This window comes from Trinickia camelliae (assembly GCF_053525655.1).
The window spans coordinates 130,419-155,542 of the sequence record NZ_JBCHAA010000015.1 but is presented as its reverse complement, the minus strand read 5'-3'; the positions used below and the strand labels follow the sequence as shown (position 1 = coordinate 155,542).

General features: G+C 60.9%; 21 protein-coding genes and 1 pseudogene. 10 read left to right on the top strand and 12 right to left on the bottom strand.

Going from position 1 to position 25,124, the window contains the following annotated elements; genetic code table 11:
* Window positions 1-3: 3 nt before the first annotated feature.
* From AAHK20_RS23850 to AAHK20_RS23840, 3 genes are read left to right on the top strand one after another with little or no spacing between them, the layout of a single operon-like run.
* Window positions 4-1,056 (top strand): phytoene/squalene synthase family protein, encoded by a 1,053-nt coding sequence (locus AAHK20_RS23850; RefSeq protein WP_449183966.1) that lies wholly within the window; start codon window positions 4-6, stop codon window positions 1,054-1,056.
* A 31-nt stretch (window positions 1,057-1,087) separates the two neighbouring features.
* On the top strand, window positions 1,088-1,426 hold the full coding sequence (locus AAHK20_RS23845) for a hypothetical protein (RefSeq protein ID WP_449183965.1): 339 nt from the start codon (window positions 1,088-1,090) through the stop codon (window positions 1,424-1,426).
* Between the two features lie 4 nt (window positions 1,427-1,430).
* Window positions 1,431-2,036 (top strand): helix-turn-helix domain-containing protein, encoded by a 606-nt coding sequence (locus AAHK20_RS23840; RefSeq protein ID WP_449183964.1) that lies wholly within the window; start codon window positions 1,431-1,433, stop codon window positions 2,034-2,036.
* Between the two features lie 2 nt (window positions 2,037-2,038).
* On the opposite strand, the gene AAHK20_RS23835 is transcribed toward AAHK20_RS23840, so the two are convergent.
* On the bottom strand, window positions 2,039-2,995 hold the full coding sequence (locus tag AAHK20_RS23835) for a queuosine precursor transporter (RefSeq protein ID WP_449183963.1): 957 nt from the start codon (window positions 2,993-2,995) through the stop codon (window positions 2,039-2,041).
* Window positions 2,996-3,017: 22 nt separating this feature from the next.
* Window positions 3,018-3,821 carry an NADPH-dependent 7-cyano-7-deazaguanine reductase QueF gene (gene queF, locus AAHK20_RS23830; protein ID WP_449183962.1) on the bottom strand — a complete coding sequence of 268 codons (804 nt, stop codon included), beginning with the start codon at window positions 3,819-3,821 and terminating at the stop codon, window positions 3,018-3,020.
* 243 nt (window positions 3,822-4,064) lie between these two features.
* Between queF and AAHK20_RS23825 the strand changes: the two genes are divergently transcribed.
* The 3 genes from AAHK20_RS23825 to AAHK20_RS23815 all read left to right on the top strand — a co-directional run bounded on the left by AAHK20_RS23825 (window position 4,065) and on the right by AAHK20_RS23815 (window position 7,435).
* Entirely contained in the window at window positions 4,065-4,625 is a 561-nt protein-coding gene (locus AAHK20_RS23825; RefSeq protein WP_449183961.1) for a hypothetical protein, read from the top strand.
* 182 nt (window positions 4,626-4,807) lie between these two features.
* Window positions 4,808-6,094 carry a DUF6402 family protein gene (locus AAHK20_RS23820; RefSeq protein WP_449183960.1) on the top strand — a complete coding sequence of 429 codons (1,287 nt, stop codon included), beginning with the start codon at window positions 4,808-4,810 and terminating at the stop codon, window positions 6,092-6,094.
* 633 nt (window positions 6,095-6,727) lie between these two features.
* Window positions 6,728-7,435 carry a hypothetical protein gene (locus AAHK20_RS23815; protein WP_449183959.1) on the top strand — a complete coding sequence of 236 codons (708 nt, stop codon included), beginning with the start codon at window positions 6,728-6,730 and terminating at the stop codon, window positions 7,433-7,435.
* A 9-nt stretch (window positions 7,436-7,444) separates the two neighbouring features.
* Here AAHK20_RS23815 and AAHK20_RS23810 read toward each other — a convergent pair whose 3' ends face one another.
* The 6 genes and pseudogenes from AAHK20_RS23810 to AAHK20_RS23780 all read right to left on the bottom strand — a co-directional run bounded on the left by AAHK20_RS23810 (window position 7,445) and on the right by AAHK20_RS23780 (window position 14,406).
* Window positions 7,445-8,167, bottom strand: a complete 723-nt coding sequence (locus AAHK20_RS23810; protein WP_449184042.1) for an anaerobic ribonucleoside-triphosphate reductase activating protein — start codon at window positions 8,165-8,167, stop codon at window positions 7,445-7,447.
* 19 nt (window positions 8,168-8,186) lie between these two features.
* A pseudogene (locus AAHK20_RS23800) lies at window positions 8,187-10,229 on the bottom strand (ribonucleoside triphosphate reductase).
* A gap of 160 nt (window positions 10,230-10,389) precedes the next feature.
* The gene (locus tag AAHK20_RS23795) at window positions 10,390-11,160 is read right to left on the bottom strand and encodes an ATP-binding cassette domain-containing protein (RefSeq protein WP_449183957.1); all 771 of its coding nucleotides are present in this window, start codon (window positions 11,158-11,160) and stop codon (window positions 10,390-10,392) included.
* Complete coding sequence (locus AAHK20_RS23790; protein ID WP_449183956.1) at window positions 11,160-12,161, bottom strand: ABC transporter permease; 1,002 nt, start codon at window positions 12,159-12,161, stop codon at window positions 11,160-11,162. The genes AAHK20_RS23795 and AAHK20_RS23790 overlap by 1 nt, the downstream gene beginning before the upstream one ends.
* Window positions 12,162-13,244, bottom strand: a complete 1,083-nt coding sequence (locus tag AAHK20_RS23785) for a sugar ABC transporter substrate-binding protein (protein ID WP_449183955.1) — start codon at window positions 13,242-13,244, stop codon at window positions 12,162-12,164.
* A 433-nt stretch (window positions 13,245-13,677) separates the two neighbouring features.
* Window positions 13,678-14,406 (bottom strand): FadR/GntR family transcriptional regulator, encoded by a 729-nt coding sequence (locus AAHK20_RS23780; protein ID WP_449183954.1) that lies wholly within the window; start codon window positions 14,404-14,406, stop codon window positions 13,678-13,680.
* 256 nt (window positions 14,407-14,662) lie between these two features.
* On the opposite strand from AAHK20_RS23780, the gene AAHK20_RS23775 reads away from it, so the two are divergent.
* Both AAHK20_RS23775 and AAHK20_RS23770 read left to right on the top strand, forming a co-directional pair.
* Window positions 14,663-15,007 carry a YciI family protein gene (locus AAHK20_RS23775; protein ID WP_449183953.1) on the top strand — a complete coding sequence of 115 codons (345 nt, stop codon included), beginning with the start codon at window positions 14,663-14,665 and terminating at the stop codon, window positions 15,005-15,007.
* Window positions 14,998-16,263 (top strand): RNA polymerase sigma factor, encoded by a 1,266-nt coding sequence (locus tag AAHK20_RS23770; RefSeq protein ID WP_449183952.1) that lies wholly within the window; start codon window positions 14,998-15,000, stop codon window positions 16,261-16,263. Before AAHK20_RS23775 ends, AAHK20_RS23770 begins: the two co-directional genes overlap by 10 nt.
* A 39-nt stretch (window positions 16,264-16,302) precedes the next feature.
* Here the strand turns inward: AAHK20_RS23770 and AAHK20_RS23765 are convergent, their stop codons facing one another.
* A complete protein-coding gene (locus AAHK20_RS23765; protein WP_449184040.1) occupies window positions 16,303-16,614 on the bottom strand; it encodes a hypothetical protein in 312 nt (103 codons plus the stop codon).
* Window positions 16,615-16,869: 255 nt separating this feature from the next.
* Here AAHK20_RS23765 and AAHK20_RS23760 point away from each other — a divergent pair, with 255 nt between their 5' ends.
* A complete protein-coding gene (locus AAHK20_RS23760; protein ID WP_449183951.1) occupies window positions 16,870-17,460 on the top strand; it encodes a BPSL1445 family SYLF domain-containing lipoprotein in 591 nt (196 codons plus the stop codon).
* Window positions 17,461-17,588: 128 nt separating this feature from the next.
* A complete protein-coding gene (locus AAHK20_RS23755; protein WP_449183950.1) occupies window positions 17,589-19,169 on the top strand; it encodes an amidase in 1,581 nt (526 codons plus the stop codon).
* A 9-nt stretch (window positions 19,170-19,178) separates the two neighbouring features.
* Here AAHK20_RS23755 and AAHK20_RS23750 read toward each other — a convergent pair whose 3' ends face one another.
* From AAHK20_RS23750 to AAHK20_RS23740, 3 genes are read right to left on the bottom strand one after another with little or no spacing between them, the layout of a single operon-like run.
* On the bottom strand, window positions 19,179-20,810 hold the full coding sequence (locus AAHK20_RS23750; RefSeq protein WP_449183949.1) for a rhomboid family intramembrane serine protease: 1,632 nt from the start codon (window positions 20,808-20,810) through the stop codon (window positions 19,179-19,181).
* A 42-nt stretch (window positions 20,811-20,852) separates the two neighbouring features.
* Window positions 20,853-23,906, bottom strand: coding sequence for an efflux RND transporter permease subunit (locus AAHK20_RS23745; protein WP_449183948.1), 3,054 nt, complete (start codon window positions 23,904-23,906; stop codon window positions 20,853-20,855).
* A 13-nt stretch (window positions 23,907-23,919) separates the two neighbouring features.
* Complete coding sequence (locus AAHK20_RS23740; RefSeq protein WP_449183947.1) at window positions 23,920-25,071, bottom strand: efflux RND transporter periplasmic adaptor subunit; 1,152 nt, start codon at window positions 25,069-25,071, stop codon at window positions 23,920-23,922.
* Window positions 25,072-25,124 lie beyond the last annotated feature (53 nt).

The following is a 25,124-nucleotide window of genomic DNA, read 5'->3' as shown; positions in this document are numbered from 1 at the left end:
TTCATGAGCAACCCGACTCGGGCCTTTCTGCTTGGCCCTCTGCTGAAAGGCGTCTCACGTTCGTTCTACCTCACGCTGCGCGTGCTGCCCGCCGGGATGCGCGACCCCGTGGGTCTCGCGTATCTGCTCGCGCGCGCGGCCGATACCATCGCCGACACTTCGCTGATCTCGCCGGAGCAACGGTTGGAATTGCTGCTGGCGCTGCGCGCGCAAGTTAACGGCACGGCGAACGATCCGACGCTCACGCAGCGTCTCGCGAATGAAGTTGCAGGCCAGCAGACGCAGTCCGACGAGAAGGTTTTGCTCGAATCGATCGATCCGGCGTTGACGGTGCTTTCGCAATTGAGCGATGCCGACCGGAAGGCCGTGCGCGAAATCGTGACGACGCTCACGCAAGGCATGGAATTCGATTTGCGCACCTTTCCCGACGAACGTTCGGGTGAGGTGGCGGCGCTGCGCGAATTCGCGGAACTCGATCGATACACGTACCTGGTGGCGGGATGCGTGGGCGAGTTCTGGACCAAGATGACCGATGCCTACGTGCCGGGCGCGCTCAAGACGGAACTCGACACGATGCTGCAGCGTGGCGTTCGCTTCGGCAAAGCGCTGCAGATGGTGAATGTGCTGCGCGACTGCGGCAAGGATCTGCGCATCGGCCGCTGCTATCTGCCGACGGCGATGCTCGACCGCTTCGGCCTGACTCCGCAGGACCTCATGCTGCCCGATGGCTCGCTTCGCGCGCGGCCTTTGATGTTCGAATTGGTCGGCGTGACACTCGATCACTTTCGCGAAGCGCTCGACTACCTGCTCGCGATTTCCGCATGGTCGCCTCGCTTGCGATTGGCTTGCCTCTGGCCGATCGTCATCGGCTTGGAGACGCTGCTGCTTCTCGTGCAGAACGAGCAATGGCTCGACCCGGCGAAGGGGTCGAAAATGCGGCGCAACGATGTCTATCGAATCCTTGCGTATTCGCTGCCGGTTGCGCCTTCCAACGCTATCCTGCGCGGCTGGATCGAGCGGCTGATCGGGAAAGTCGAAGCCCGGCTAAAGGGCTGATGAAGATGGCCGGCCCACGGAGAACCCGCTAGTGGACAAACTCGCTACCTACGTCAGCGCGATTCATGGCGAGCCGAGCGCGGTTGCGATCGTCAACCACAAGGTGACGCAGGATAGCTGGCTCGATCAGGGGTTCAAGGTCGACCGCGTGGAAACGGTCTATTCGTTCGACAACGGCGTCGTGATTCGGCATGTGGTGGAGCAGGATCAATTCCCGTCCGATCTTGCGTGTGCCGAGTGCTGGATCAGCTATGAAGTCATTCGGCAGGGCGGCGGAAATTTGGTTAGTCCTTCGAAGAAGAGCTTTGATAATGCTTGCCGCGAGACGTTTTGGTTGAAGTACCATTCTGAACAAGGAAATTGCACATAGCCCTATGAAAATGAGCCAGAGGGTCGTCCTTATGGTTGCGCGCATAAGAGCCCTCATGCACCAGCAAGGAATGAGCGACGCAGATTTGGCGCGCAAGACGGGCATCTCTCCCGCTACGTTGAGCCGCGTACTGTCGCTTGCGACGGAAGATCCTCGCATCAGCACGCTAACGGCCATCGCGGAAGCATTGGGGACCACCGTTGGTTATCTACTGCACAGCGAACGCGCATACCCGATTCCGATCCTGGACTGGAGCGAGATGCTCACCTTCGTGCGTGACAGCGGCAGTGTCAGTCAAAGGACGGAGTGGCTCACTGTCAATTCTCCAAAGAGGCCGGGCACCTTCGCTGCCCGTACGCTCCCTAGCATGGCGCCGCGGTTTCGCGAAGGTTCAATCATCGTCGTTGAGCCTAGCGACGCTTACCGGGACTTTCAGGTCGCTGTTGTGGCGTTCGGCAACACTGTGCCGACTCCGCGACGAATCGTCAGAGTCGGCACTGAAACCTATCTCAAGCCTATGAGCTCGGCGACCAATGAAACAGAGGCGATCTTGAACGAAAGCGTCACCATGCTTGGCGTGGTGACGGAGTCGAGAATATTCAACCCCTAAGCTCAACCCCTAAGCGAGAAGGGATTGAAGTTGGTGTGATAGTCGTAGTAGTCGACTCCATCCATTTCCTTGAGCCGTTTCGATACGGTTGTCACGAGCGGAAGCAGGATCAATTCGTAGAGGGTTTTCACCACGACTTGCGTGCCAATGATGGTGAAGATCATCGCCGTCGGCAGTCTTCCCCAGAAAAGGATCACACAAAACAGTGTGCTGTCGATAACGTTGGCGATGCTCGTGCTGAACACGACGCGGGCCCATAGATGCCGACCAGCGCTCGCAATCTTGAACTTAGCCAACGAAATTGCGTTGACAAACTCTCCAGAGAAATACGCGACTGTCGATGCAAGGAACGTTCTCGCGAACTCGCCGGCAAGCACTTCGTAGGACCGGGCAAGGGCGCTGTTCTGCGCTTCCCAAACTGGCGAGCTGGGTATCAAAGACAGAAACCACATCCCGATGACGAACATGAAGTTCACCGTCAAGCCGCCCCAAATGACGATTCGGCTGACACGATACCCGTAGACCTCGGTGATCATGGTGCTGAACGCGTACGTCATGGGAAATACAACGAGACCAGCCGGCAGATCGATGCTGAATTTTCCCAGGACGCCGGGCCAATCCAGATTGAACTCCACCACGCGTCCACCCGTTACATTCGATAGCATGAGAAAGCCTACGAAGAGCAACGAAAGCGCAAGGACGGCGTACGTCAACGGGTGCTTGCGGGTGGGGAAGTACTTGAGCGGGACTAGTTCATCGGTGTACGTCGCGGCGTTCAGAAAACCGATATGCGCAACATCTTCCTTCGAGAATTTCTCAAGCCACGCTTTTTTGTTTAGATCGTGTGGCGACATCTTGAACGTGGCGCCTGAGTCTCGCACTCGAACTAGAACGAGGATCTTGTCTGCGTCCGTTGTCGGTTCGAATACCGCCTCGATTTCGTGGGATGGCTGTTCCATAAGTTTCGTTTGCAAGATGGGCTCACTGCCTCACGAGACGCACGTTCAAAATCTCAGGAAGGGGTTCCGAGCTTCGGACAGGGTTGATGTCGATACCTCCTCGACGCGTGTAGCGGGCGCCGACTGTCAGCCGGCTTGGTGCGCACTGGTCCCAGATGTCCTTGAAGATGCGCTCCACGCATTGCTCGTGGAACTCTTCATGATCTCGGAACGACACGATGTACTTCAACAGCGATGCTCGATCAATCCGACGGCCGTCATAAGATATGCATAGCGTCCCCCAGTCGGGTTGGCCGGTAACGAGGCAGTTTGATTTGAGCAGATTCGAATGCAACGTCTCGCTGATCGATTCGTCGCATGTGCGGAGAAGATGCCGATCGACGTGGTAGTGATCGATGAGAATGTCCTGGCCGTCGATCGATGTTCCAGCAGGGATTCCCGGCATCAGGCTGGCGTGGTTATCCAGTGCGTCAAGTTTGACCAAGACCGGTGCGGCGGCGCATGCGGACAAATCGCGCGAGGTAATGCTTTCGACTTCTTCTGCATTCGCGAACGAGGTGTTGTTCAACGTATTGAAATACAGCTTCAACGACTTCGATTCGATGACATTGGGCGAATCGCATGGCACGACAATGTGTGCAATGGCGACGCGGGGCAAGCCCTTGGGAGTCAGCCACGAAACCTCATAGTGATTCCAGACGTCATAGCCGTGGAAGGGCAGATTGCCAGTTATGCCGATTTCGTGCCGCTTCGTCTTCCGGTCTATGCCAAAGAGTTTGGCCGGATTATATTTTGATTCGTAGTTCGACTTTTTTCCGAGTTCCATAATTCCTTTGCCTACTTCTGTGATGCCAAACGGCTACCAAGAGGGGCGTCAATCATTCAATGCGGAACCAGAAGTTGCACCTATCTAACTTGACGGGTTTGGCAAATGGGAAGTTCGGCTAGATTCTCCTGAATAAGTTAATCGTTGCATATTTGCAATTCGACGGCGCCGAGCACTGATGTGCGAAAGGCGGACCGAGATCATGCGCGAACGTACTCCAATTCCCGGCAAACGCAGTCATAGATGATCCTTGCGATGAGAACCGCTATCAGATTTCAGATTGGCTCGACATGGCTATGCGTCGAGGACGGCAATGGTGACGTGCCCGAGCATCCTGATCGCGTCACTGTAACGCTACGTGCAAGCCGGCCCAACGGCAGACCGGGGCGGCGCATTGCGGCAAGCCTCGCGACCCGGCGCGACGAGATATTGGCGCTCGGGCTGCGCTTGTTGGATTTGGCTGATCGCATGAAGCCCGAAGCCTCCTGGTCGTCTAGCCAAACAATGAGCGGCTCCGGCGGTCGTGCGGCGTCGGCTAATTTCGGTCCGGGAGACAGGGATTTGATCGAGCGCCTATCGGCTGACCGGCCCATCGATTTTGCGCGCCATGTGTACGCAAGTGCGGAGCGTCTGCGTGTTCGCATGCCGATTCTGCGCGCGGCGCAATGCGTGCTTGAGTCCTGCGATGACAAAACGGCGAGCGGTCTGCACGCGATATTGGCGGCAGTCGATATGCATGGGCGTCTTCCGTTTCCGCGGGTTATTGACCGCGGCGAAGTGCGAACTGCGGAAACTGTGCGCTGAATGCGGACTTCACGTTCACCCCTATCCACGCTCACACGTTGACCGTGTGGGGCGCAGTTCTGCCGAACTGGGTGGGCCAGTGCTATATGCGCCGCGCGTTTCCGGTTCCGACAAGCTAGCGTGGTGGCGGTGGATTCGTCCTCATTCGATAGCTCATTCGATAAGTCAGGGAGACAACAAGTATGACTTCGGGAAACGAAGAAATCCCTTATTACAAGATCAACAAAATGCTGTGGCGATGGAAGCACCAGGATGGCGCTCGGGCGGTTCGCGAGGTGTCGCTGTCAATGGACAAGGCACCGCCGCCCTTGCCCGCGCCGCTTGAATCTTCGATGTTCCAAGCTCCCGCGCCCAAGCCGCCGAAGCCCGATCCGGCGACCAAGACGGCCGATAATGTCGTGCGGGTACTTGACGCATTCTCGCGCTTCAAGGCGTGGCTTGATGCGCCCGAGCCGCCGGAGCTGCCTAGCCCGCCTAAGCCCGTCAAGAAAGTGGACACGGTGCCGGCATTCGATATTCAGGAGATTCCGGGGGCGATGCGCAAGGAGTTCATGCCGGTGTCGGCCAAGCTGATGGAGCGGTGGTTTGCAGGGCGGTTGAACTATTCGCCTACAGATACCGACGAGAATGCGGAAATCAATCAAGAGGGCAAGCCATATCCACCCGATATGTACGACATGACCACAGTGACGCTGGCTTGGGTGCTTAAATTTCGTCGAGCCAAGGAGAAATTCGACTATCTGATCAATGAAGCGATTCGGTCGACGGCAGCGCGCAAGGCGCTTGAAGACAAATTCTTTCGTTACAAGGACCAGTACAATGGCGGGTACAAATACCGTATTGTCACTATCGAGAACTCAGGTCTTGCCAAAAATGATCCGATTACCTTGCACAGTCGGTACCAGTTTCAACGCGCCGTAGTCGATGGAACGTTCGGAGAAAAAATAGCGCTACTGCTGAACGCGAAGCTAAAAAATGACGGCTCACCTGATGATCTCACCGGTGCGCTCGGATCATTCAACTTCTATGCTGCCATTGCTAACGCCACCATTTCCTGGGATGCAGACGCGGGAAGATCAAAAGCCGTTGTGACCGGTATTTACGTCTACGTCAAAGACGGCTATACCTTCACTGACAAGAAAGGCGCGCGTTCGCAGTACCTCGGACACTGGAGCAGGAATCGCGTTATCGTGGTGCCATACGACGCCGCAGCGGAGAAGATCTCTGGCCTGCCCTACAACAAAGGCGCTCCTATTATTGCTAAGCGTTCTGTCGGTGCACTCGGCGTCGGGGCCTTTCCCGCTGCGGTTGTTATTGGCAGTGCGGCCATCAAGGGCAATATTTATTACCCGGTCTATAACAGCAGCTTTCGGGAGTGGTCGATCAAGCATCAACGGGGAGGCGACTTCATTGTGTACACCGACCGCCGGTATGTTCAAGTTAATCCGCCTATCGAGGTTTATTTGTGAGATTACCCTCCAAGATGCGCATCGCATTATTCGCCGTCGTTCTAGGAGGGCTGTATCTCTGTCTCTTCAATAGAACCCCGCGTGGCGATAGTTGCGTAAGTTCAACGTCCGCCAACGGCGTTTACATAGCCGAGCTATGCCTGTTGACGTGGAGTTCACGCGATATTCCTGAATACGTGGGCCGACTATACGATGCTAAGAGCGGAAAGATGCTAGTGCAAAGCGTGTTCCTTACATCGGACCCGGAGATTAGATGGTTTAAAACCGGAGACCTAGCATTTTCGCGCGGTGACGGCGGTGATGGTTCCGGTTATGTCACCTTGCCCCCTTCCTCTTGGGACAAACTACTCGCTGCGCGTCCGCGCACGCATCGCTGGTCCGTGTTCGACCAAGCCTTATCAAAGCATGTGATTGGCAATTGGTCACCTCGCCGACGATTTGATGACGACGATGACACTGATCTGGGCAACGTCCGATGCTGGGACAGCAGGACAGGGAAAGAAGAGTCGTGTTCACCGCGAGAATTACCGCCAAAGCAGTAACCGCCGACGGGCCACTTGCTTGCCGTCGAACTTGACCTTTCTAGCCGCACAATCCTGACTATCCGAAGGCCACTGGAGGAAAGTCATACCGATGAGACTCCCAATCGTGCTAGCGGCGGCGCTGGCCGCTCTTGCGGGTGGCGCTTGTGCTGCTGAAACTTACGAAAGCTATGACGCGTTCTATGTCGCCCGACGTGGTGCCGTGTTTGGTGATCCAATCAAGTCCAAACCCGGCATTGCCTATTCCTCCCCAGGTGAGCAAGGCATTTACACAGAGCTGCGAGCCAATTTAGAAGGGCGAGCAGTTCGCATCACGCTCGGGGAAAATCGCATAACGGTCAACGGCAAGACCTATCGCTATGCAAGCGCAGTTACATTCCCCGGAGAACATCCATCGGATATCTATCCGCCGACCGCCGAAGTGTTCCTCACTGGGCAAACAAGCGCCCACCCTGCTGTTCTCTGCGTACAAGGCGGTAGCGACGGATCGGGGGAATCCGATCGGTACACGCAAATCTATTTGCTGCTCAATCCCTTGGCACGGAAGGGCAAGGTGACGTTTCTGCATTTACCCAGCCTGCTTTCATCGTGCCGAGCTGTATTAGAGACGCGAGACGGGAAACTCGCGTTTCCGAAGAACAACTACCTGCTGGACGATGCTCAGGAGTCTCGTGTCGGATTGTTGGTGTCGTATTACACGTTCGAGGACCGGCACTTCGCTCCGGTTCTTAACGCGATTCGACTCCGATTTACCCATCCAGAGATTCCTTTCCAGTTCTCAATTCAAGAAAAAGACTGAGCGATCTAGTTAGCCGCGACGCAGCGCAAATTGCGGAAAGAGGGCGCTGACTTGTTCGATCCCGCTCTCGCTTGGATATCCAGCGGTAATGGGTATCGCATTTAGCGTGCTGTCGGCGCACCCCTGCGCACGAAAGACCTGCAACACATAGCGCTTTACACCCCTGTCCGCCAACGCATAGGCAAGACGCAATATTTCCCTCTCCGGCATGAGGTCGGGATGCAACGTCGTGCGGCATTCATACTCGACACCGCTTTCGAGCAAAGCTTCAAGACTGCTAAGCGCAGGTTCGCCGCTGTTGCGTACCTGCGTAGTGCGCTCATAGTCGTCGAACGACGCTTTGACATCCAAGCCGACCCAATCGAGCAACGGCAAAACTTCCTTAAAGCGTCGCGGATAAGCACCGCCGCTATGCAACCCCGTCTTGAACCCAAGCGCTTTCACTTCACTGATAGCGTCAGGTAGCGCCGGATCTGTAGTCGGTTCGCCACCGCTGAAAACCACAGCGTCAACCAGCCCCTCCCTGCGTTTCAGAAATCGCATGACCTCATGCCATGGCACGGCGCCCGGCGCTTTACGCGCTTGCAAGTGCGGATTGTGGCAATACCTGCAGCGCCATGGGCAACCCTGCACGAACACCACCATCGCCAGCGCGCCCGGATAATCCGTCGCCGTAAAGGGAACGACGCCGCCCACTTTGAGCGAGCCGCGTCGCGCGGGCACGCACTGCACATCATCGCCAGGGACCGATTCAGCCAGCAAACGAATTGCCTCCTTCGAGGAAATGCTTCCGTTCCTGAAACTCCCCCTTCTTTCCGATGTTGAACGACGAGACGGGCCGGTGATAACCCATGACGCGGGTCCAGATTTCGCAACGCTGACGTTCCTCATCGACCAAGTGAGGCGCCGCCGGATTCGCTTGAACAGTTTGAGTGCGCGTAGTCATGTTTCAGGATTCCATGGTGTGGGCTTGAGAGAGCTTGCGCTGAAGAATTTCTTCATCGCACTTGGGACAAAACTCGTGCTGTCCTCCGAGGTAGCCGTGCCGCGGACAAATCGAAAACGTCGGCGTGACTGTGATGTACGGAACCGAAAAACGATTGAGCGTGCGGCGTACCAGCGTGCGGCAGGCGTCGGCCGATGAAAGCGGTTCGGTCATGTACAAGTGCAGCACGGTTCCGCCCGTGTATTTGCGCTGCAGCTCGTCCTGATGCTCGAGCGCTTCGAATGGATCGTCGGTGAAGCCGACGGGCAACTGCGACGAGTTGGTGTAGTAAGGCATGTCCGGCGTACCGGCTTGCAAGATGTCCGGAAAGCGCAGCCGATCAAACTTGGCGAACCGGTATGTCGTTCCCTCTGCCGGGGTGGCTTCCAGGTTGTACATATGCCCGGTTTCTTCCTGAAACTCGACGATGCGCTTGCGCACATGGTCGAGCAGACGTACCGCAAACGCATGGCCCCATGGCGTCGTGATGTCGTGCGCGTCGGAGGTGAAGTTGCGGATCATCTCGTTGACGCCATTGATGCCGAGCGTGGAAAAGTGATTGCGCAACGTGCCGAGGTAGCGACGCGAGTACGGAAAGAGCCCGTTATCCATGTGCTGCTGGATGACTTCACGCTTGATCTCCAAGCTTTCCTTGCCGAGTTCCAGCAACGCGTCCAATCGTTCAAGCAGTGCCGCTTCATCGCCGGCGTGGACGTAACCCAGGCGCGCGCAGTTGAGGGTGACCACGCCGATGGACCCGGTTTGCTCGGCGGAGCCAAAGAGGCCGTTGCCGCGCTTCATCAGTTCGCGCAAGTCCAGCTGCAGCCGGCAGCACATGGACCGGATCATGTTGGGCTTGAGCTCGGAATTGATGAAGTTCTGGAAGTAGGGCAGACCGTAGCGCGCCGTCATTTCGAAGAGGCGGGTGGCGTTGGGGCTGTCCCAGTCGAAGTCTTCGGTGATGTTGTAGGTGGGGATCGGAAACGTGAAGACGCGTCCCTTGGCGTCGCCGGCCTGCATGACTTCGATATACGCCTGGTTGATCATGTCCATCTCGGCTTGCAGGTCGCCATAGCTGAAGGCCATCTCTTGCCCGCCGATGACAGGGACCTGGTCACGCAAGTCTTCCGGGCAAACCCAGTCGAACGTCAGGTTGGTAAATGGCGTTTGCGTGCCCCACCGCGAGGGCACGTTGAGGTTGTAGATCAGCTCCTGCATGTGTTGGCGAACCTGCGCGTAGCTCAAGTTGTCGTTGCGGACGAAGGGCGCCATGTAGGTGTCGAACGAGCTGAAGGCTTGCGCGCCCGCCCATTCGTTTTGCAAGGTGCCGAGGAAATTCACGATTTGCGCGACGGCGCTGGACATATGCCTGGGAGGCCCCGATTCCACCTTGCCCGGGACTCCGTTCAACCCTTCGTGCAGAAGCGTGCGCAAGGACCAGCCGGCGCAGTAGCCCGACAGCATGTCGAGGTCGTGGATGTGCAGGTCGGCATCGCGATGCGCTTGTCCGACAGCGGCAGGGTAGACGTGGCTAAGCCAGTAATTGGCGATGACCTTGCCGGATACGTTCAGGATCAAGCCGCCGAGCGAGTACGCTTGATTGGCGTTCGCGTTGACGCGCCAGTCCTGCTTTTCCAGGTATTCGTCGAGGGTCGATGCGACGTCGATTTGAGGGCTGGCATGCGGCGGGCGTGCGTTTTCGGCATGCGGGAGCGCGCTCGCGGGATCGCGAGCGAGAGTGGCTTGATGCACGTTGGAACCCCTGTCTTGCACAATATGTTGTTGGTATGGACATGCTAAATACCAGATATTGTGCGAGTCAACGGCGGTGATGCGCCGTCTCGAAAACGCTTGATCTGCGTTAAGCGGGGTGGATTAAGTCCTTGCTATTTGAACAACCGTGCTTCGAATCGGCGCTGCTTCGGTTCGAGGCGTGCCGCGCGCCGCGCCTCGCGATCGATGCGCCTCACTACTGCCCATTCGCCCGCATCGCCCGATACTCGCGCCTCACGATCTCCATCAGCTCGGCCACCGACGTACTCGCCGAGTCCCGCTGATAAGTCACATGCCCGCGCTGCATCAGCATCACGCGATCGGCGATATCGAGCGTCTGCGCGTAGTTGTGCATGATCATCACGATCGAGATGTTGCCTTTCTGCTTGAGCCGCAGGATCAGATCGATGATGAGGCCCGCCTCGCGCGCGCCCATCGCGGCAAGCGGCTCGTCGAGCAGCAGAATGCGCGCATCTGAATTGACAGCGCGTGCCACGGCGATCGCCTGCCGCTGCCCGCCCGACAGCTTCTCGACCGGCAGATCCACCGAAGGCACGTTCACGCCGATGTCTTCGAGACATTCGGCGGCGCGCTTGCGCATCGCGCGGTTGTTCAGCAAGCGGACCGGCCCCGGATAGACGATCTCGCGATTCAAGAACATGTTGTGATAAATGGAGAGCGAATTCGCGAGCGCGAGATCCTGATAGACGCATTCGATGCCGAGCGCACGCGCATGATCGACCGAGCGCAGCAACGTCTCCTCGCCGCGCACGAACACCTTGCCGCTCGTCTGCTGATGAAAGCCCGTGAGGATCTTCATGAGCGTCGACTTGCCCGCGCCGTTGTCGCCGAGAATGCCGAGGATCTCGCCATCCGCGAGCGTCAGCGATACCCCGTTGAGCGCCGTCACGGCGCCGAAGCGCTTGACGATGTCTTCGACGCGCAACGCTTCCTTGGCGTCGGCCATCACAAGTCTCCCTTGTTGCGTGCGAGACGCGTCACGTGAATGTTGAAGATCATCGCGACGAGAATCGCTGCGCCGAGAATCATGTTGAACGTGAACGCGTTGATGCCGATCAGCGTGAAGCCGTCGTTGAGGATGCCGAGCACCGCCGCGCCGATGAGCCCGCCGATGATCGTCCCCGAGCCGCCCGCCAAAGGCGTGCCGCCGATCACGGCCGCGGCCACCGCAAGGAACATGATCTGGTTGCCGCCGGCTTGCGGATCGATCGAGGTAATGCGAAAGCCTTCGAGAATCCCCGTGAAGCCCGCGAACACGGCGGCGATGATGAAATTGCCGAGCTTCAAGCGGTTGATCTGAATACCGGCTTCACTTGCGCCTAATGGATTGGCGCCGGCGGCCACCGTATGCAGTCCCCATCGCGTGTGGCGCAACAGCACGTGCATGAAGAGCGCGATCACCACGGCCCAGATGATTTCGCTGTAACCCCAAGCGCCGAAGAACGCAGCAAAACCGGCGTCTTCGGGTGGCGTAACCGGCGTGCCTTGCGAGATCGTCAGCGTGAAGCCGTTGACGAAGAAGAGCGTGCCGAGGGTCGTCACGAACGAAGGAATGCGCAGAAACACCGTCAACGCGCCGTTGACGAACCCGACTGCCGCCGCCGCGAGCACGCCGGTCAGCACCGACGCCCACGCGGGCAAGCCCGCATCGTTGGCGAAGTGGATGATGAACGGCGCGAAGGCGAAGACCATCCCTGCCGAGAGATCGATCTCGCCGCCGATCATCAGCATGATCTCGCCGCAAGCGATGATCGCGGCCGGCGCGATGAACTGCGACAGATTCTGCAGGCTCGCGTTGGTCAGCAGGAAGTCGTGATTGACCGCCTCGAAGTACGCGCTAAGAATCACCGCAACCAAGAGGATGCGGGCTTCGCTCGATCGTGTGATCGCGCCCGCCCAGAGCTTCGGGCGGGCGCGTGCTTTACTGCTGTCAGTCACGGATGCCATTTACGATTTGATAGCGCCGCTGCGCGGCACGATTTGTGGCTTGGTGCTCTTGCCTTCATAGCGCGTCGACGTGTTCAGATACGGGTCGACCGTGCCCTTGGTGACGAACTTCAAGCCGGTGTTGATGTTGGCGGGCCCGACGAGACCGCCCGAGGCGAGGAACACGAACGCTTCCATCATCGTGTAGAAGCCTTGCACGTACGGCTGCTGGTCGATCGTGAAATCGAGCACGCCTTCGTGGATCAGCTCGACGGTGCGCGGCAGCAAGTCGAAGCCGCCGCCGTGCACGCCCTTCGCTTGCAGGCCCGACTCCTTCATCACTTCGGCGACGCCCTGCGTGCTGCCCGCATCGACGGCGAACATGCCCTTGAGATCCTGGTGACCCAGATAGAACGACTTGATCTTCGAGAGCTCTTCGTTGACGGTCGCGCCCGTTGCGATCATCTGCGCGTCGATGTTCTTGCCGGACTTCTTGATCGCGTCCTTCGCGCCGTCCAGGCGCGGCTGGATGTTGAGCTGACCTGGCGTGGCGATGAAGAGCGCGACGAGCCCGCTGTCGATGAGGCTCACGATGCGCTCGCCCATCTGATAGCCGGACAAGTACAGATCCTGGCCGATATAGGCGAGGCGCGGATTCGTCGTGCCGGCCGGCGCATCGGCGTTGTACGCGAAGACAGGAATGCCCGCGTCGAGCGCGTTTTGAATTGGTTTATCGAAGGCTTTTGGATCGACGATCGGCACGGCGATCGCATCGGCTTTGGCGGCGACCGCGGCGTTGAGCGCGTTGACCATTTCGCCGACGTCGGCATTGGCGGAGCCGGTCCACTGATAGTCCATGCCGAACATGGCGGCGGCATCTTGTATGCCGTATTGCGTCGGCACAAAGAACGGATTGGTCGTGACGTGATTGACGAATACGACTTTCCAGCGTTTGTGACCCGGGAATGGATTCGCTTCGGCCGCTTGCGCCGGTGTTATCGCACCCCCCAGCAGCGCCATTGCCGTCGCTAGGCCGGCGCCTTGCAGCAGCCCCCGGCGCATGCCCTGGATTTCTTCTTCCTTGTCTTCGCGCTCATGCGCCATGTCATCCTCCGTTTCTCTTCGTTGTTGAACACCACCTTCAATGAAAGGCGGAGCGCCGGCCTTGATAGGCACGGGCTCCAGGCATGACAACTCCTGCGAAACCTGCGGACGCTTAAAGTGTATGCGCGCACATAGCGACTGTCTCGAAAAATGCTATATCACGCACTTTTCACTAATAATCGATGTATACCCTTATATAGTCGGACTATTTTACTAAGTGGTCACTGACAATTAGGAATGCAGGCGAGTTATGCCTCTGCGCCGTGCTAAATGGTGGGAGACGTAGCTTTAAATCAGCTGAATAGCGACTTTCTTCTTGAATAGTAAGACTAAGAGGGCGCTTAAATTAAGAGGTGCGCAGCGCAGACGATCAAGCGAAAACTAGATCGGCACTTCATTCACATGCTTGAAATAATGCGTGGCGCGCGATGGCTCAGCGCACGGTGCGGCTGCCCACTTCGAGGATCGAATCGGCGTCCGCACGTGCGTTTTCGAGCTGCACGAGGCTTGCGTGGCGCGCGGCGAGGGGGTCGCGATTCTGGATCGCGACGAGAATCGCTTTGTGGCGCGGCAGAGAAAGCGCGTGGGTATCCGGGTGACGGCTCGTCAGCTTGATCGATTCCGACAGCGCGAGCGACATCATGTTGCCGATGAACGCCAGCATGTCGTTGTGCGTCGCGGCCATGATCGCGCGGTGAAACTCGAGGTCGGGATCGAGCAGTGCCGCAGCGGTGTCGGCGCGTTCCATGCGCTCGTAGGCGGCGGTGATGCGCGCGAGATCTTCTTGAGTGGATTCGGTGGCGGCAAGCGCCGCCGCGGCCGGCTCGATGATGCGCCGCACGGTCAACAGCGAACGGAAGAATTCGCCTTCGGGGATGCTGTTGAGCGTCCAGTAGAGGACATCGGGATCGAGCATGTGCCACTCTTCGCGCTGGCGCACGACGCTGCCCACGCGCGGCTTCGACACCACGAGGCCCTTGGCGACCAGCACGCGAGTCGCTTCTCGCAGCACGGGGCGGCTCACGCCATACATTTCGCATAGGCTCGGCTCGGGCGGCAGACGCTCGCCGGGCGCGAGCTTGCCGCTGACGATCTGGATGCCGAGTTCCTGCACGATACGTCCGTGCATGCTCTTGCGATTTTGGAGGTGCCGGTAGTCCATGGTGTTGGGATATTGCTTAAGAGAGGTGCCCTCGGAGGAGTGAGGACGCTTGGACGCACAACCGGGTGCCTGTGTACGAGGATAGCATGTGGCATGCCGGAAACTGCCGAATTGTGGAACTTTGTGGCGTCAAGCGCGACAACGCATAGCGCCGCTTGAAAATTATTTTTCCGGCCCTGTCGAAATGCTGTTTGACGAAGCGTCATTGTCGTAGCGGCGCAAATTGCTCCGCTAAAACCGATAAGGAGAAGACGTCATGCAATACCTGCTGCTGCAATACCTCGACGAGAAAGCCATGATGAATCTGCCCAGGGAGGAGGCCGGCCAACTGCACGGCGCCTATATGGCCTACGTCGAAGCCATGACGAAGGGCGGCGTGCTGCTCGCGAATCACGGCTTGCGGCCGACTTCGGAGGCGACCACGGTGCGCGCGCCCGGCGGCAAGCAAAGCGTGTTGAACGGTCCGTTTGCGGAGACCAAGGAGCAGCTCGGCGGCTACTTCCTGATCGACGTGCCGGATCTCGATGCGGCGCTGTCGTGGGCCGCGCGCTGCCCGGGCGCGCAGCATGGCGCGATCGAGGTGAGGCCGGTTTGGGGGTAGCCGAAACCGCGGAGGCGGTCGCGCGCGCGAGCTACGGCAAGCTCGTCGCGTTTCTGGCCGCCCGCACGCGCGATGTCGCCGGCGCCGAGGACGCGCTTGCCGACGCGTTTGCCGCAGCGCTCGCCGATTGGCCGCACAGCGGGATTCCGCGCGTGCCCGAGGCGTGGCTCTTGACGGTCGCGCGGCGCAAGCTCATCGACGCCGCGCGGCACCGTCGCGTGAACGACGAGGCAACGCCTACGCTGATGCTGCTCACGAGCGAGTTCGACGAAAGCGGCGACGACGACAACGCGGCGTTGATTCCCGACGACCGCTTGCGGCTGATGTTCGCGTGTGCGCATCCGGCAATCGATGCCGGCGTGCGCGCGCCGCTGATCCTGCAGACGGTGCTCGGCTTCGACGCGGTGGCGATCGGCGCAGCGTTTCTCGTCGCGCCTGCGACGATGGGCCAGCGGCTCGTGCGCGCGAAGAGCCGCATCCGTCAGGCGGGGATTCCGTTTCGCGTGCCCGACGATCGCGATCAGCTCGCCGAGCGGCTCGACGCCGTGCTCGAAGCGATCTATGCGATTTATGCCGAAGGCTGGTCCGATCCCGCGGGCACGCAGGCGCACAGCCGCGGATTGGCGCAAGAGGCGATCTGGCTCGGGCGGCTCGTCGCGTCGCTGTTGCCGGGCGAGCCCGAAGCGCTTGGGTTGCTCGCGCTGATGCTGCACGCCGAAGCACGCCGCGATGCGCGGCGCAACGCGCACGGTGAGTTCGTGCCGCTCGATGCGCAGGATCCGAAGCAATGGAACGCGGCGCTCATCGACGAGGCCGAGGCGTTATTGCTCGCCGCAAGCCGCATGGAAGCGCCCGGGCGCTTCCAGCTCGAAGCGGCGGTGCAGTCGGTTCATGCGGCACGACGCGCGACCGGCGTCACGGATTGGGCGGCGATCGCGCTGCTCTACGATGCGCTCTATGCGTTGACCGGCTCGGTGGTGGTGGCGATCAATCGCGCCGTTGCGCGGGCATCGCAAGTCGCGGGGGCGCAAGGCGCACTAGAGGGCCTCGCTGCGCTCAACGCATTGAGCGACGACAAGCAAGTCGCCGTCTATCAGCCCTACTGGGCGGCGCGGGCCGCGCTGCTCGCAAGGACCGGAGACTCGCAGGCCTCGGCCGATGCGTACCGTCAGGCGATCGGACTCGAATCCGATCCTGCCGTACGGCGTTTTCTACAAGTGCAGCTTGCCAAGCTCGGGCCGGCGTTCGACGCTTGAGGCGAAGCCGGCGCCATGAGTCGATGTGAATGCGCGACTTCAATAGTCGCGGATTTGCCGGCTGACCGAATTTTCCTGCTGATTGAGCGTGCGCTGTTCTGTCTTCGTGATGTGACCGCCGTTCTGCGAAGCCATATCGCGCTCTTCCTGGCGGATCTGGTGATCGTCGTGGTGAAGCGCGTGGGCCTCCGCTCTCGACATATCGCCGTCCCGCACGTCGTGGTTGATGCGGGTGTTCTGATTCCCGAGCCGATGGTTCACTTCCGCGCGGCGCGGGTGCGTCTGCTGCCATTCGTTGGCTTGGGCGGAAGACGCGACGCCGGCAAGCGCGGCGGAAGCGGCGAGAATCATGATGATGGATTTGCGGTTCGACATGTTCATCACCTCTTGGTTGAGTGTCGGCGGCCTCGTGCCACCTGCCTTTTAAACGGCCTCGGGTCGAAGCAACCGTCGCGGGAGTTTGTAAGGAAGCGTAAGCCGTGTTACCGGCCGCTGAACTCAGTCTTGCCGCTGGGGTCTCAAGGGCCAGGACAATCTTTGGACTTTCCTGTGCGTGGCTTTCTGCAACGGGCGGAAAGTCGAAATCTCTCCTTAAAGGAAACTGCAATGCGTCGACGTCAATTTCTTCTCGGCACCGGCGTGACCGTCGCGGCGAGCGGCCTCGCACTGGCCGGCTGCACGACCACGCCGCTCAGTTCGGGCGATAGCGCGTCCGAGAACACGGACAAGCGCAAAACGATCGACGCCGATTACGACGCCACGCTGGCTCGTCTCTACAACTCGGTGAACGGCTCGCACGAGCTGCTCGACAAGGCGCGCGGCGTGCTCATCTTTCCGTCTGTGATTTCAGCCGGATTCTGGGTCGGCGGGCAGTATGGCCAGGGGGCAATGCGCGTCAATGGGCAGACGACCGGCTACTACAGCATCGTCGGCGGCTCGTTCGGCTTGCAGATCGGCGCGCAATCGAAGGCGATCATCTTTGCGTTCATGACGCAGGAAGCGCTCGGCGGCTTCCTACAAAGCCAGGGATGGGCCGCGGGCGCGGACGCCACGGTCGCGCTCGTCAAAGTCGGCGCCAACGGCACCGTGGATACCTCGACGGCGACGGCGCCGATCCAGGCCTTCGTGCTGACGAATGCCGGGCTGATGGCGGGCGTATCGCTGCAGGGCACCAAGATCTCGCGGCTCCTCATTTGAAGCGAAGCAGCGTAGAGCCGACGCTCGACATCGCGGATTATTGTTGAGGTAGTCTCGCGCGTGCGCAGCGGCGGCCCACAACGTCGCCGGCTGCGATGTCTCGTTGAACACCCACACAAGAGCGCCTCATGCAACGACGCCGATTCTTCGCTTCGATTGGGATACTGACCACCGCCATGAGCGCCAAGAGCGCGTTGGCTGCCGAACCACGCGCAGCCGACGCACCGGGCGGCGTCGTGCCCGATGCGCCGGCCGGCGGCGCGAGCGCGGAGCAAGCGGTGCGGATTTATCTCGAGCGCATCGCCGAGATCGACCGCAAGGGGCCGCAGTTGCGCAGCCTCATCGAACTGAATCCGGACGCGCCGCACATCGCCCGCGCACTCGACGCCGAGCGCGCGGCCGGCATGGTTCGCGGCCCGCTGCACGGCGTCGCGATCGCGCTCAAGGACAACATCGCGACCGGCGACCGCATGTCGACCACCGCGGGCTCGCTCGCGCTCGACGGCGTGCGGGCCACGCGTGACGCGTACCTCGTCGGACGCCTGCGCGATGCGGGCGCGGTGATTCTCGGCAAGTCCAACTTGAGCGAGTGGGCGAATATCCGCTCGACACGTTCGTCCAGCGGCTGGAGCGCGCGCGGCGGCCTCACGCGCAATCCGTATGCGCTCGATCGGTCGACGAGCGGTTCGAGTTCGGGCTCCGCTGCTGCGGTTGCGGCGAATCTGGTCGCGATGGCGGTGGGCACGGAAACGGACGGGTCGATTGTGTCGCCTGCTTCGATACACGGCTTAGTGGGTCTCAAGCCGACCGTCGGGCGTATCAGCCGAGACGGGATCATTCCGATCGCGCACACGCAGGACACGCCCGGGCCGATCACGCGCACCGTGAGCGACGCCGCGCTGCTGCTGTCCGCGATGGCGGGCAATGATGCGCAAGACCCGGCGACATCGAAGGCCCCCGCGCCTGACGACTATCTGCGCGCGCTGAACAAGGACGCGTTGCGCGGCGCACGCATCGGCGTGGCGCGCGACTACTTCACGGGTCACGACGAAGTCGACCAGCAGATCGAGCGGGCCATCGCGCAGATGAAATCGATGGGCGCCGAAGTGATCGATCCGATCGATCTGCCCAAGGTCAGCTACGGGGACGAAGAGCAGGCGGTGCTGCTGCACGAGTTCAAGCACGATTTGCCCTTGTGGCTCGAAACCTTCGCGCCGCATGCGCAGGTGCGAAACCTGGCCGACGTGATCGCGTTCAACGATGCGCATCGCAGCCGCGAAATGCCGTACTTCGGGCAGGAGCTGTTCACGCAGGCTCAGGCGTTGGGCGACCTCGACAGCGACGTCTACAAGAAGGCGCTCGCCGCGTGCGGGAAGAAGGCTCGCGACGAAGGTCTCGCGCGCGTGATTCGCGACCAGCGGCTCGACGCGATCGTCGCGCCGACCGGCGGCACGGCATGGCTCACCGACTTCATCAATGGCGACAGCGCGGGCGACGGCTTCTCGACGCCCGCTGCCGTCGCGGGCTTCCCGCACTTGACGGTGCCGGCGGGGTTCGTGCGCGGCTTGCCGGTGGGCGTGTCGTTCGTGGGCCCGGCGTGGAGCGAGGCGCGTTTGCTCGCGCTCGGCTACGCGTTCGAGCAGGCGACGCTGTGGCGTAGGGAGCCGCGCTATGTGGCGCAGACGAGCATGCCGCCGCTCGACGCGTGAAGTACGCGGCTAGCCATGTTGCTCGCCGCTGATTGGCCGACGTATCGGCAGCGAGGGCGGTTTGGGTCTCACACCCGTGAGCTTGTGGATCACGGCCGTCTGCGCGGCGATGTCGCTCTGGAGCGCATCGATCCGCGGTCTTAGTTCGGTGTTCCGCCGTTTCCCTTGCATCAACCATGTCGCGGTGAGGCGCTCCATGTGGCGCCGGTCGTCGGCGTAGCGAAGCAGTGCGTCGCGCAACGCCGTTCGCGGCGAATGATCCGGCAGGCGGGCTTCGTCCAGCGTTGCGTAGATCCTGTCCCACTGCGGCACGATGCGCGTCGTGATTTCGCTCGCCGCGTCCTCTCGCTGCGGCTGCGTGAGAAGCGGCCGGTGCTGGATCGCGGCCCGGTCGGCCAGCGCTCGCTTTTCTGCCGGACCCAACGCGGCCAGGACCCTGCCGAATTTCAGCTCGGCGAGCGTGGCGCCGCTCAAATGCGTCAACGGATACGTCAATCCGCTCAAGACGAGGCAAGCGAGCAATAAGGCGAGCGCCACGCTCGCGAACGTTCCTTGCGAGCGGGTGGACGGCTCGACCGAGCGCGCCAGCGGCCAGCCGATCGCGATGCCGCCGATCAATCCGCCGACATGGCCGCCATAGTCGACGCCTTTCTGCAGGAAACCTTGAATCAGCACACAGACGACGTAAATCAGCAGGGCATTGCGATCTCTGGACGCCAGCGAGGCGGGCAATTCCTTGCGGTATTTCAATAGGAATACGAGCAATGCGCCGAACACGCCGAAGATCGCGCCGGAAGCGCCGGCGCGGTTCAGCGTCGGATGCCAGAGGACGCTGACGATGCTGCTCGTCAGGCCGGAAAACAGATAGAGCGCCAGAAACGGTGCGTTGCCGTACATACGCTCGGTCACGCGGCCGATCTGGTACAGCACGAACATATTGAACGCGATGTGCACGAAACCGAAATGCACGAACATCGCGGTGAACAGGCGCCACCATTGTCCGTCGAGCGTGTAGGGCCCGAAGTCCGAGCCCCAGGGGATCGCGGCCGCGCCGTTAGGCACCAGCGGATTCACGCCGGATGCGCACATCGCGACGTAGACCAGCACGTTGATCGCGATCAGCGCATAAGTGACCCACGCGGTTGGCGTCAGCTCTTGCACGCGCGCCGTGAAGTTGGCGCGAGCCGTTCGTTCGGCCTGGACGGGCGACTTGGGGAACGTGCCCAACGCATCGAAGATGCTTTTCGCCTCTTGCGCGTTGTCCGCTTCCAGCGCAATGCTTTGCGTTTCGCTGGCGTTGCGGAAATCGAAATAGACATGACGTCCCACCGTTTCCGCATTGAAGATCTGCGCGTGCCCGATCCGCAGCTGCGTTGCGATGGATCTTCCGTACCAGGTCCGCGTAGCGCCCTCTAGCGCGATGGCGTCGCCAGGAAACGACACTTCACCTTTGCCGCGAATCGGACGGTACCGGACGAAGAGATTGGGGCGCGAGCGGACAGGCTCGATCAGAAAGCGGATGTCGAAGGCGGGAATAGGCATCCCGCCGAACATATCGTCGGCGGCTTGGGCCATCTCGGCCTGGCCCACAACGGGCCAGCCCATAGTGGGCTCGATGCGCACGAGTTCGGTCCGGTCCATGTGGTCTCTTGTCTTTGTTATGGGCTCTACGGGTTGGCAGGTTCAGGCCTTCTCCTCCCGTGCTGCCTTGCGATGATGATCGGCGCCGATGAACATGTACATGGCCGGGACCACAAATAAAGTGAAAAGCGTCCCAATCGACAACCCCGTGAAGATCACGAGCCCCATCGCGTTGCGCCCCGCCGCGCCGGCGCCCGACGCGATCACGAGCGGCACCACGCCCAACACCATCGACGCGGTGGTCATCAAGATCGGCCTTAGCCGCACGCCCGCCGCTTCCTCCAGCGCCTCGCGCTTCGAGCGTCCCGCGAGCTGCAGCTGATTGGCGAACTGCACGATCAGAATGCCGTGCTTGCTGACGAGCCCCATCAGCGTGACGAGCCCCACCTGTGTGTAGATGTTGAGCGTGGACAGGCCGATGTTGATGAAGATGAGCGCGCCGAAAAGCGCCATCGGCACGGACACCAGAATCACGACGGGATCGATGAAGCTCTCGAACTGCGCGGCGAGCGCGAGGAACACGATGATCGTCGCGAACAGCAGCGTGACGACGAAGCCGCCGGACTCCTGCACGAACTGCCGCGACAGCCCCGAGAAGTCGACTGAATATCCGGCGGGCGCGGCTTGCATCGTCGTCTTGCGCAGGAAGTCGAGCACTTCCCCTTGCGACACGCCCGGCACGATCACGCCCGAGATCGTCGCGGAGTTGAGCTGCTGAAAGTGGTTGATCGATTCCGGCACGACCTTGTGCTCGATGTGCGTGACAGTCGATGCGGGAATGACGCTGCCGTCCGGCGTATGAATGTAGTAGTCGAGCACTTGCGAAGGATTGAGGCGATCGGTCTGCAAGACCTGCGGAATCACTTTGTACGACCGTCCCGCGATCGAAAAGTAATTGACGTAGTCGCCGCCGAGCGCGGCGCCGAGCGTCTGTCCGATGTCGCTTTGCTGGAGACCTAGCGAGGCGACTTTGTCGCGGTCGACCACGAGCGTGGTTTCGGGCTTGTCGAGCTTGAGGTCGCTATCGACGAAGAAGAACATGCCGCTCGCTTGGGCCTTTTGCAGCACCGCCTGCGAGATCTCGTTGAGATTTGGGAACGGCTCGGTGGTGGTGATCACGAACTGCACCGGCAATCCTTGCGAGCCGGGCAGCGGCGGAAACTGGAACGCCGCGATGCGCGCGCCGGCAATTTCATTCCACTTCTGCTGCAGTTCCTCCTGCAGCGCAGTCGCGCCTTTCTTGCGCTTGTCCCACGTCTTGAAGAGCACGCCGCCGATGCCTTGGTTGATCGTGGGCGAGCCGGTCAACTGGAACATCTGCGAGTACTCGGGCAGGGCCTTCGAGATGTCGAACACCTGGTCCGAATACGTCTGCATCTGCTGGATCGTCGCATTCGGCGGCCCCTGGATCTGCGACAGCACGATGCCCTGATCCTCCTGCGGCGCGAGCTCCGATTGCGACGTCATGAACAGATACACGGTGCCCGCGAGCAGCAGCGCGCCCATCGCGACGACGACCGGCCACGTGTCGAGCAGGCCGTGCAAGAGCCGGCTGTAGCCGCGATGCACGCGGTCGAACTGGCGATCGATGAAACGCACGAGACGCCCGCCTTCCTGCTCGGCGCTGAAAAAGCGCGAGCACATCATCGGCGAGAGCGTCAGCGCGATCACGCCCGACACGGTCACCGCCCCCGCGAGCGAAAACGCGAACTCGGTGAAAAGCGCACCCGTCAGCCCGCCCTGAAAGCCGATCGGCACATACACGGCGACGAGCACGACGGTCATCGCGAGAATCGGCCCGCCGAGTTCGCGCGCGGCGATGATCGCCGCATCGAGCGGCGACTTGCCCTCGTACTTCATGTGGCGATCGACGTTCTCGACGACGATGATCGCGTCGTCCACGACGAGCCCGATCGCGAGCACGAGCGCGAGCAGCGTCAAGAGGTTGATCGAGTAGCCGAGCATCAGCATCACGAAGAACGTGCCGACGAGCGAGAGCGGCATCGCGATCACGGGAATGATCACCGCGCGCAAGCTGCCGAGGAACAGGTAGATCACGACGGTCACGATCACGAGCGCTTCGATGAGCGTCTTCTCGACTTCGCTGATCGCGGTGTTCACGAAGTCGGTTGCGTCATAGACGATCTCGCCCGTCATGCCGATCGGAAACTGCGACTGCAGCGCGGGGAACGCGGTCCGCACGCGCTTGGCGACATCGAGGATGTTCGCGTCCGGCGCGACTTTGATGCCGATGAACACCGAACGCTTGCCGCTGAACGCGACATTGAAGTCGTAGTTGTCGGCGCCGAGCACCACGTTCGCGACGTCTTCGAGGCGCACGATCGAGCCGTTCTTCTGCTTGACGACCAGCTGCTTGAACTCGTCGACGGAGTGCAGGTCCGTGCCCGCGTTCAGGTCGACGCTCACCATCTGCCCCTTGGTCGTGCCGAGCGTCGCCAGATAGTTGTTGTTGCCGAGCGCGGTGTAGACGTCCTGCGCTGTGACCCCGTGTGCGGCGAGACGCGTCGAATCGAGCCACGCGCGCAGCGCGAACTGCCGGCCGCCCAGCACTTCCGCCGTCTGCACGCCTTCGACCGAATCGAGCTTCGGCTTCACGACGCGCAGCAGATAGTCGGTGACGTTGTTGCTCGGCAGCACGTCGCTGTAGAAGCCCATGTACATCGCGTCGGTGGTCTGCCCGACTTCGACGGTCAGCACCGGCTGCTGCGCTTGCGGAGGCAACTGGTTGCGCACGGAGGCGATCTGCGTGTTGATTTCGGTCAGCGCGCGGTTCGAGTCGTAGTTCAGGCGCAGCGTCGCCGTGATGACCGAGGCGCCCGTGATGCTCGACGACGACAGATAGTCGATGCCCTGCGCTTGCGCGATCGCCGCTTCGAGCGGCTGCGTGATGAAGCCGGCGACGGTATCGGCGCTCGCGCCGTAGTAGGCCGTCGTGATCGTCACGACCGCGTTTTCGGTCTGCGGATACTCGCGCACTTTCAGCGCGACGAGCGAGCGCAAGCCGAGCACGAGGATCAGCAGGCTCACGACCGCGGCGAGCACGGGGCGGCGGATGAAGATGTCGGTGAAGTTCATCGCGCGGCTCTCGTTATTGTTCTTGCGGCGAAGGGTTCGGATTGTCGGCGGGCTGCACGCGGTTGTCGATGATGAGCGACGTGCCGTTCTTGAGTTTCAACTGTCCGCTCGTCACGACCTGCGTGCCTTCGGAAACGCCCTTCATGATCGCGACCTGATCGCCACGCGTCGGCCCTGGCGTCACGAACACCTGCTGCGCGACGGGTAGCACTTTGCCTTGCGCGTTCGGCCGGGTGCCGGGCTTGACGACGAACACCGTCGCGCCATACGGGTTGTAGGTGATGGCCGTTTGCGGCAGCGTCAGATAGCGCTCCTGCGTGCCCGCATCGATCTTCACGTTCGCGTACATGCCGGGCAGGAGCTTGCGTTCGTGGTTGTCGACGGTCGCTTCGATCTGCACGTTGCGCGTATTGCTGTCGACCTTCGGATTGATCGACAGAATCTTGCCGGCAAACGTGCGTCCGCTGAACGCGCTCGTGTCGACGATCACGGTCTGGCCGATCTCGAGCTGTCCGAGCTGCTGCTGCGGGAGATAGAAGTCGGCGTAGATCGGATCGACAGCTTGCAGCGTGACGATCGCGTCGCCCGGGTTGAGGTACTGCCCAGGGTTGACCGTCGTGATGCCGAGGCGCCCCGCGAACGGCGCGCGTATCGTTTTCTTGTCGACGAGCGCGGCCTGCTGCGCGACCAGCGCTTTCTTGTTGCGCAAGTCGGCTTCGTCAGCGTCGAGCTGGGCCTTTGCGATCGCCTTGATGTCGTACTGCGCTTTGTCGCGGGTGTAGACGGTCTGCGAGAGGTCCGCCTGTGCCTTCAGCGATTGGAGCAGCGCGACGTCGTTGTCGGCGTTGAGCCTGACGAGAACTTGCCCGGCCTTCACGTCCTGGCCGGAATTGAACGCGATCTCGCGCACGAGGCCCGCGACTTCCGTCGTCACGTCGACGCCGCGTACCGCGCGCAGGCTGCCGACCGCCACGAGCTGCGGCTGCCACGACTGGAAGCCCGCCGTGATCGCCGTGACCGTCTCAGGCGGCGCCGCATTCGACGCCATGAACTTCGCGAACATATGCGCACGGAACAGGTTGAAGCCGACCAATGCGCCGAGCAGCAAGCCGACGCAGAGCAGCATGATTGTCATTCGCTTGGCCAACGGTCGCTTCTGGTTCATCGTCGATTCCTTGCTCGGCGTGGGGCGAAGTCCCTGTTAGATGTAACGGTGCG